The sequence below is a fragment of the Sphingobacterium sp. IITKGP-BTPF85 genome (assembly GCF_001006065.1).
In the GTDB taxonomy this organism is placed as follows: domain Bacteria; phylum Bacteroidota; class Bacteroidia; order Sphingobacteriales; family Sphingobacteriaceae; genus Sphingobacterium; species Sphingobacterium anhuiense.
The window spans coordinates 1-3,791 of sequence record NZ_ASZT02000241.1; the positions used below are offsets into that span (position 1 = coordinate 1).

Annotated in this window: 3 protein-coding genes and 1 pseudogene; 1 reads left to right on the forward strand and 3 read right to left on the reverse strand. The window is 36.7% G+C overall.

What is annotated here, in order from left to right; translation table 11 throughout:
* Positions 1-197, forward strand: a 197-nt coding sequence (locus L950_RS24490; protein ID WP_021188868.1) for a KTSC domain-containing protein, incomplete at its 5' end; no start/stop codon positions are given.
* A gap of 68 nt (positions 198-265) precedes the next feature.
* Here the strand turns inward: L950_RS24490 and L950_RS24495 are convergent.
* The 3 genes and pseudogenes from L950_RS24495 to clpX form a co-directional block, all read right to left on the reverse strand.
* The gene (locus L950_RS24495; protein WP_021188869.1) at positions 266-1,630 is read right to left on the reverse strand and encodes a pyridoxal-phosphate dependent enzyme; all 1,365 of its coding nucleotides are present in this window, start codon (positions 1,628-1,630) and stop codon (positions 266-268) included.
* Positions 1,631-1,675: 45 nt separating this feature from the next.
* Positions 1,676-2,494 (reverse strand): AMP nucleosidase, encoded by an 819-nt coding sequence (locus L950_RS24500; RefSeq protein ID WP_021188870.1) that lies wholly within the window; start codon positions 2,492-2,494, stop codon positions 1,676-1,678.
* A gap of 100 nt (positions 2,495-2,594) precedes the next feature.
* A pseudogene (gene clpX, locus L950_RS24505) lies at positions 2,595-3,791 on the reverse strand (ATP-dependent Clp protease ATP-binding subunit ClpX); the annotation flags it as partial.

The following is a 3,791-nucleotide window of genomic DNA, read 5'->3' on the forward strand; positions in this document are numbered from 1 at the left end:
TTTTTATTGAAGATTTTGAATTTAAGGGTCAGACATTACGCGTTACATTTCAGGATAAAAGTACTTATGAGTATTTTGGTGTTCCAAAAACAGTGTACACGAAATTCATCAATGCTGAGTCTCGTCCAAGATTTGGTAGAAGACAAATTTTCAACTCATATACATTCCGCAAAAGTGCGAATGCAATGGGAGCATAGTTTAATTGCTTATCATAAAAAAAGCCTTATTGTTATTAACAATAAGCTTTTTATACAATTTTATTTAATTATGCTTCAGATATTGCATTGATAATATCATACTGTGTGATGATATTAATTTTTCCGAATTCATCTTCTACCAGTACAGCTTGTGTATCTTTATTGATCAAAGCCGATATTTTATCAATCGACGTATTTAAGTCAACAAAAGGAAAGGGCTTTGTCATAACTTCTTGTACTGACGAGGATTTAAGAGCTGGATTTTCTAAAAGAGCATTCAAAATATCAGACTCTGTTATTTTTCCGACCACCATTCCCTGCTGTGTTACGGGTATTTGAGAAATATTAAGTGTTTTCATAAAGTTGAACGCTTCAAAGACGGTTTGTTCAACATCTGCTGTTACAATTGCTTGCTCACCTCTTCTTTTTAAGATACTTTTTGCGTTGAGTTTCTCATCTTCTAAAAAGCCACGTTCTCTTAACCAATCTTCATTATACATTTTTCCCATATAACGCGAACCGTGATCATGGAAGATAACGACAACAACATCATCTTCTTTTAAGCGATCTTTTAATTGAATAAGACCTGCTAATGCTGATCCAGCTGAGTTTCCGGCAAAAATTCCTTCTTTACGAGCCAGTTCTCTAGTCATTAATGCAGCATCTTTATCCGTAACTTTTTCAAAAAGATCAATTAAACTAAAATCAACATTTTGCGGTAAAAAATCTTCACCGATACCTTCTGTTATGTAAGGGTATATTTCATTTTTATCGAAAATACCGGTTTCCTTATATTTCTTAAATACAGATCCGTAAGTGTCTATTCCCCATATCTTTATATTCGGGTTTTGCTCTCTCAAATATTTAGCTGTACCTGAAATGGTACCACCAGTACCGACCCCGACGACAAGGTGGGTGATTTTTCCTTCAGTTTGTTCCCATATTTCAGGACCAGTTTGTTCATAATGCGCCAGTGCATTTGAAGGATTGTCGTATTGATTGGCTTTCCAGCTATTTGGAACTTCGCGTTCCAGACGGCTCGATACTGAATAATAGGAGCGTGGATCTTCAGGATCCACATTTGTGGGACAAACGATCACTTCTGCGCCAAAGGCACGTAAAGCATCGACTTTCTCTTTGGATTGTTTATCTGTTGTGGTAAAAATACATTTATAGCCCTTAACAACAGCAGCCATGGCTAATCCCATACCTGTATTTCCAGAAGTTCCTTCAATGATTGTTCCTCCTGGTTTTAATAAGCCAGCTTGCTCTGCATCTTCAATCATTTTAAGGGCCATTCTGTCCTTAATCGAGTTGCCAGGGTTACTGGTCTCGATCTTCGCTAGGATGGTTCCTTTTAAATCTTTGGTGATTTTGTTTAGCTTAACAAGAGGGGTATTTCCTATTGTTTCTAAAATGTTATTATACCACATAAATTTACTGTTTGTTTATGCAAAAATACCAAAAATGTCTGTTTCCTAGAATTTCAAATGTTTCACAGTCAACCCATTATTTTTAAGTTGCTTAAGCGCATCAATACCAATACTGATATGAGCATCTACATATTTCGCTGTTACACTTACATCACTATTAGCAGTCTTTACGCCTTCTGGAATCATAGGTTGGTCCGAAACAAGTAATAAAGCACCCGTTGGAATTTTGTTTGCAAACCCGACACTGAAAATAGTGGCTGTCTCCATATCAACAGCCATAGCACGTATCGTTTTTAAATATTTTTTAAAATCTTTATCGTGTTCCCATACCCGTCTGTTGGTTGTATAGACTGTTCCGGTCCAGTAGTCTCTGGAGTGGTCGCGAATAGTAGTTGATATTGCTTTTTGCAATGCAAATGATGGTAATGAAGGCACTTCAGCGGGGAAATAGTCATTGGATGTACCTTCTCCTCTGATGGCTGCAATTGGTAAGATGAGTTCTCCTACACCAATTTTTTTCTTCAACCCCCCTGTTTTTCCTAAAAATAGGACTGCTTTCGGAGCAATAGCAGACAATAGATCCATGACGGTTGCGGCCATTGGGCTCCCCATACCAAAATTGATAATAGTGATGCCGCCTGCAGTAACACTTTGCATGGGTTTATCTTCACCATAAATAGGTGCATTGTCATGCATTTCAGAAAAAATAGTGACGTATTTTGAGAAGTTTGTTAATAAAATATAATTACCAAACTCTTCTAAAGGTCTTCCTGTATAACGTGGTAACCAGTTGTGAACAATCTCTTCTTTTGATTTTAAACCTGGTGTGATAGGGCTATCTACGTTTTTTTTACTTTTTGCCATAATTCTTCAATTTAATAATTTAACCTATTTGAAGGAGGGCCTATGGGAAGAAATTTGTGCGGCTAAAAAAATCCCCCGCGGTATGCGAGGGATTTCTTATTTAAGCGACTTGCAATTTTTTGATGTCCGACTTTTCAAATTTTTTCGTCGCATATTCTAACGTAATATGCAGTTCTTTTTGATTCGTCTTTTCCTTTGACGTAGGAATTTCAAACATTGCGTCGAGCATAATAGCCTCACAAATACTTCTTAAACCACGAGCTCCAAGTTTAAATTCATCAGCCTTGTCTACGATAAGTTGTAGACTTCGGTATCAAATTTTAATTCAATTCCTTCGTATTCAAATAATTTTCTATACTGTTTTATTAACGCATTCTTAGGTTCTGTCAAGATACTTAATAGTGTCTCTTTGTCCAATGGGTTCAAATACGTTAATACAGGTAATCTTCCGATCAATTCCGGTATTAAACCAAAACTTTTTAAATCCTGAGGTGTGATGTACTTATAAAGATTTTTTAAATCAATTTCTGCATCATCCTCATTCATTCTGTAACCTACTGTCTGTGTACGAAGACGATTGGCAATTTTCTTTTGAATGCCATCGAATGCGCCACCACAGATAAATAAAATGTTGCTTGTATTGACAGCAATCATTTTTTGATCAGGGTGCTTACGGCCACCTTGAGGTGGTACGTTAACAACTGTTCCTTCTAAGATTTTCAACAATGCTTGCTGAACACCTTCTCCAGATACATCTCTGGTAATGGAAGGGTTATCACTTTTACGTGCTACTTTATCAATTTCATCAATATAGATGATACCGCGTTCAGCTGCCGCAACATCGTAATCTGCCGCCTGTAATAAACGAGTTAATATACTTTCAACATCTTCACCGACATAACCGGCCTCCGTTAATACTGTAGCATCTACAATACTGAAAGGTACATTTAAAATCTTTGCTACCGTTTTGGCTAGTAAGGTTTTACCAGTACCGGTTTCACCTACAACAATTAAATTTGACTTCTCAATTTCAATTTCATCTTGATCAACTTTTTGATTTAGACGTTTGTAATGATTGTATACAGCAACAGAGATCACTTTTTTTGCGTCATCCTGCCCGATAACATACTGATCTAAGTGTTCTTTTATCTCTAAAGGACGAATGAGTTTTAACGCAGTTTGTAATGTTTTACTCTTACGTTGTTTCAATTCTTCCGCTAGAATTTCGCCTGCTTGATTGATACAGCGGTCACAGATGTGAGCTCCATCTCCAGCGATAAGCATTTGGGCATCATTT